The sequence below is a fragment of the Campylobacter concisus genome (genome assembly GCF_003048445.1).
GTDB lineage: Bacteria > Campylobacterota > Campylobacteria > Campylobacterales > Campylobacteraceae > Campylobacter_A > Campylobacter_A concisus_BF.
On sequence record NZ_PIQW01000024.1, the window covers coordinates 1 to 5147 of the forward strand.

Genomic DNA, 5147 nt, shown 5'->3' on the forward strand with positions numbered 1-5147 from the left:
GTTTTAAAAAATATTACTAAAATTATGTTATTTTTTTGCGGGTCCATTAGACCCACAAACTATAAAAATTATCTTTTCATAAAAATAATCTATGTTTTTTGATTTTCTAGATAGTACAAATTTTAAATATTTTTTCAAATTTTTAATTTTAGGTCGTGAAATTTAACAAAAGTCACTTGAGAGTATTGCATACTCTCAGCTTAAATTTATGAGTAGTCCAAAAATACACCTCTTATGGAAAAATATTATATAGTGAAAATTATTTATAATTTTGATTTAAACCATACTTTTAAAATAAAAATATTTTTTTCTGGGAAAAAATTTTCTACAATAATAAATTTTGTATCATTTTTTGGGAAAAATTAAGTAGGCAATAAGGCGAAAAAATGTAAATTCGTCTCAAAAAATGAAAAAAAGGACAAATATGGCAAGAGAGATTATAGATCTTGAAAAATCTCGTTCTACGAGTGCCAGGCTTTACAATCGGACGCAAGAGATAGTGGACAGCCAAACAGGTGAAGTAAAAACAATAGTAACAAGCTTTTTACAAAAAGAACAGTCAAAAGACGCGTTTATAAAGGTATTTGTTGAAAATTTAGACTTTTTAGTTGAAAATCTTTCAAACAATGCCAGAACGGTTTTTTTAGTGATGATAAAAAATGTCAATTATAAAAACATCTTTAAATATGATAGTGATTTTGTCAAATACTTTGAAGAGAGAAAGATCCTAGCAAAATCAAGTGTATATCGTGCCCTGAAAGAGTTAGAAGATAAGCAAGCAATTTTTAAAATCAGTGAAAATGACAAGGACAAATTTGACATTATAGGCAAAAACTCATTTATGCTAAACCCACAAATCGTAGGCAAAGGTTCAATAAAAGATCTCAAACAGCTAAGACAAACGACTGTTAAAACATTTAATTTCGAAACACTTGAGATGACAAAAGAAATTTTAACTGATGCAGCCTACGATGGATTTGACAAGGTTTTGGCAGCCCCCGATGATTTTCAGATCGATAGCGTAAAACAGATCCAACATTCAGCAAATAAGAGTGAAACTGAGATCGTGATATCAAAAAAACATGATGAGGAGCCAGCCGAGGACAAGCCAGAAGCCATCGAGGTAAAATCTGAAACAACAAATGAAGCAACAAGCGGCGTAGAGAGCGATATTGCCGATATTATGAAATTTGTTGGAGCGTTTAAGGGTGATTTTAAAGGCGACGCTAAGTCACTTAGGGCTGCTAAGTCAGATGAACTAAACCAAAGGGATGAATAATGAAAGTCTTTTTTGACCTAAATATTATTATTGATATTATTGATACTGATAGAGCAAATAACCAAAAAGCTGTTGCACTCATGCAAAATTTAATGCGAAATGGCACTGATATTGTTATTAGTGAAGATAGTATTAGCACACTTTATTACAATTTACGTCATTCAAAGCAAAAACAGCATATATTGCTTGACTTTCTAGAAGTGATAACTCAAAAATGGCAGCTAGCAAGCTTTGGTGTCGAAACAATAAAGAAGGCTATAAAGTACTCTAAAAATTCTAACGCCGACTTGGAGGATGCATTGCAATACTTTTGCGCAGATAAAGAAGGCTGCGAAGTTATATACACGTGTGATAAAAACTTTCCAAAAATTGCTATTGCCGTAAAAAATTATGATTAATTATAATTTTTTGGGAAAAATTTTGCTGGTGTGGTTAAATTTTTCCCACACAGAAAACCATTTTTCCCAGGCATGGGAAAATATAAAATGGCTACGGTCCACGAAATTACCGCACTTTAAGACCATTTTTTATAGCATTTTCCCTTCTTATTCTTTTCTTTTTGCCAGAACCAAAAATAAGGTAAATCAAAAGTAAATAACTTTTGAACTTTTATAATTGTGCTATTAATTTTTTGCAAGCAAAAAATTCGCACAAAAATAAAAACACCAAAAAAGAAAGACTATTATCATTGGTTTATTTTATAATCTTTGCTTTTTCTTTATTGTAAGGTACTTTTTTACAAATGGGCAGTATTTGTTTCTTTTTTTGGGAAAGAATTTTATATAAGATCAAATTTTGTTTTTTTTGGAGATTTTTTATTTCATTAAGAGATAATATTTGTGTTGTTGATTATGTTTTTATATCCTGATCGATGTTACTTGTTTTTACAAGATCAATAAAACTTTGAGCTTATTTTTATTGATCTTGTAAAAGTGTCATTGTAAGGATGGATATAGAAACTTAGTATAATAACAAAGGGAAATTTGTTTATTTTAAATTTTATAATAATATTTAAATATTATAATAATATTATAAAGATATTAGAATAATATTTTATTACTATGAATATGATAGGTTTTTAATATGCCAAGGAAAAGAAAAAAAATTTATATTGATGTACCCTACTCTCTAAAAAACGCTGCAAAAACAATGGGGGCTACGTGGGATAGTGATGAAAAAAGATGGTTTATTTATGATACTTTTGATTTTGAGGCATTAGTAAAGTTACTTGAAGAAAATAAAAAAGAAGTAGCTAATAAAAAAACTGTATTATCAGATGGTATTACAAAATTCAAAGTGCCCTATTCTCAAAAATATCAAAATGATATTACTGACGTATATTTAAAATTTAAAGTTGCCTTAAATGCAGCTGGGCTTGAAGTAGACACACCAATAATGGATGGAATTTTGAGACGTGTTAGAGTAGATGGAGATAAGGGTGCGCAAAAAAGTGGTGCATATGTTGGTTATTTAGATGGCACACCAGCCGGTTTTATACAAAATTTTAAAAGTGGATTTAGTAGTAATTGGAAATATGAGACATTAGACATATTGCCCTATTCTGATGAACTTATTTATAGTAAAAAAACTCAGAATTTAGCAAATGGCAATACAGTTTTTATTCAAAAGCAGTTACAAAGAGATAATGAACTAGAAGACGAATATAAAAAAACAGCTAGAATTTTACTTGATGAGTTTTTGGCTGCAAATTTTGCTGCTTTAGACCATGCCTATTTTATTAGGAAAAGAGTATATAAAAACTATGGTTTGAAACAGGATAGATTTGGAAATCTTCTTATGCCACTTTTTGATATTAACGAAAAATTTTGGTCGCTTCAACGGATATTTCCAAATGGAAATAAGATGATAGGTGCCCTACTTTCAAATGAGCAAAAGAAAAATGGTGAAAAACTTCTTGCTAAGAAGCGAGGAAATTTTTTTATTATAAGTGACGATATGGATCTTTATAATAAAAATTCAGCTAAACTTAATATTGAGGCTTTATTAAAATATAATAAAATTTATATATGTGAAGGTTTTGCCACTGCAGCAAGCGTTCATGAAGCTTGTAAGATGCCTGTAATAGTTGGACTTGATGTGGGTAATTTAGAATTTGTAGTTCAGGATTTTTCTGCAAGGTTTTGTAATATACATATCATAATTGCTGCTGATAATGATGTCAAAAAAGAAAAAGAGAGTGGGTTTAATATTGGAAAAGAAAAGGCAATGCAGATTAAAAATAATTTTAAAAGTGTAAGTATCTGTATCCCAAATTTTAATGATAAGGAAATTTACAGTGGATGTAGCGACTTTAATGATTTGTATAATAGCAGAGGAATTGACGAAGTAGGGCGTCAATTAGAAATATTATTATAATATCTAAAATATATTTATATAATATTATTTTTATATGATTTAGATATTATAATAATATTATTATATAAAAATAATAATGCTTTCTATCATTATTTGAAAATTATGTATCGCTTTTGTGGTTGTATTGCCTGCTAATAAATACCTATTTTTTTTGTATGGAGGGTTACTAATTAATTATATCTTTTATCATAGCAGAATAAGTATTCTCAAATTTGTGTTTTGTGTATTAATATTTATAATTCTTATCTATATTCCCAACTAAAGAGATTATATGATATAAATATTATAATAATATGGTAATAATATTTATATAAAAATATATAGATATGAAAAAGATATTTTTATGATATAATCCCATAAAAAGAAAAGGATTAAAAATGGTAATATCTATCGTAAATGAAAAAGGTGGTAGTGGCAAAACTACACTCGCTGTAAATTTAGCAGCTAGGCTATCAGAGGATGGAGATAACGTCCTTTTAATAGATGCTGATCCACAACGTTCAACCGAAGTTTTTTCAGATATTAGAAGTCAGTCAAATTTAAAACCGCTCTTTTCAAGTGTATCAAAAACAGGTGTTAGCTTGGGTGATGAGATAAAGCGTATGCGGTATAACTTTGACTCTATTGTAGTAGATACTGGCGGGCGCGATAGTAAGGAGATGCGTAAGGCTATGTTGTCATCAAATGTACTTATAATACCAACCATACCATCACAGTATGATGTGAGCGTTCTTGATCGCATGCTTGATCTTAGTAGTGAAGCGAAAGAGTTAAATGAGGAATTGCTTACGCTTATACTTGTAAACCGCGTTTCTCCAAATCCTTTTTTGGCAAAAGAGCTTGAAAGTATGCGTGAATACATCGATGATGCAAAAAAGGAGCGAAATTTAAGCGATGTCTTTTTATTAAACTCTGTTATTTACGAAAGACAAGCTTATAGAAAAACTGTTTCAAATGGGAATAGTTTGAGTGAATTTTGCAAAAATGGGGATAGGGCACTTGAAGATTTCGAAAGTTTTTATGCCGAGCTATTACAAGTTGTAAAAGAAAATATTAAGGATTAAAAATGGGTTTTAAAAAAGTAAATACAACTCCAGCTACTAGCGAGGAAAAATTTATAAATCAGGCAAGAGGAGAAACATCAGAAGCAAAAAAGCCTAAAAATTTAAAACGAGATAAGTCATTTTTACTTTATTTTACGCAAGATGAATTTGATCGTGTAAAGATAGAAGCGGAAAAAATTGGTATGGGCGTAAATCAATATATACGCTTTAAAATTTTTAGCTAATATTGTTTAGATATTATAATTATATTAATTTAATATCATAATAATATTAAATTAATATAATATTCTTCAAAAATTTAAAAAATAAGCATACTAAAAATATAAAAATTTCATAAGTATAAGATAATATTAAACTTTTCTAATACTAAAAAATACACAGTAGGTGCTTTCTGTTTTTAATATAAGTATTTAAATATTGTATTAGCA

At 28.8% G+C, this 5147-nt stretch carries 5 protein-coding genes; all 5 read left to right on the forward strand.

Translation table 11 applies throughout. The features are described from left to right. The first annotated feature begins 424 nt into the window (after nt 1-424). Nucleotides 425-1279 (forward strand): hypothetical protein, encoded by an 855-nt coding sequence (locus tag CVT14_RS10415; RefSeq protein WP_107850303.1) that lies wholly within the window; start codon nt 425-427, stop codon nt 1277-1279. After that, nucleotides 1279-1677 carry a type II toxin-antitoxin system VapC family toxin gene (locus tag CVT14_RS10420; protein WP_107850300.1) on the forward strand — a complete coding sequence of 133 codons (399 nt, stop codon included), beginning with the start codon at nt 1279-1281 and terminating at the stop codon, nt 1675-1677. The genes CVT14_RS10415 and CVT14_RS10420 overlap by 1 nt, the downstream gene beginning before the upstream one ends. Nucleotides 1678-2362: 685 nt before the next feature. After that, nucleotides 2363-3655 carry a DUF5710 domain-containing protein gene (locus CVT14_RS10425; RefSeq protein ID WP_107850301.1) on the forward strand — a complete coding sequence of 431 codons (1293 nt, stop codon included), beginning with the start codon at nt 2363-2365 and terminating at the stop codon, nt 3653-3655. Between the two features lie 377 nt (nt 3656-4032). Further along, nucleotides 4033-4719 carry an AAA family ATPase gene (locus tag CVT14_RS10430; RefSeq protein WP_107850302.1) on the forward strand — a complete coding sequence of 229 codons (687 nt, stop codon included), beginning with the start codon at nt 4033-4035 and terminating at the stop codon, nt 4717-4719. A gap of 2 nt (nt 4720-4721) precedes the next feature. Further along, nucleotides 4722-4943 carry a hypothetical protein gene (locus CVT14_RS10435; RefSeq protein ID WP_103585681.1) on the forward strand — a complete coding sequence of 74 codons (222 nt, stop codon included), beginning with the start codon at nt 4722-4724 and terminating at the stop codon, nt 4941-4943. Nucleotides 4944-5147 lie beyond the last annotated feature (204 nt).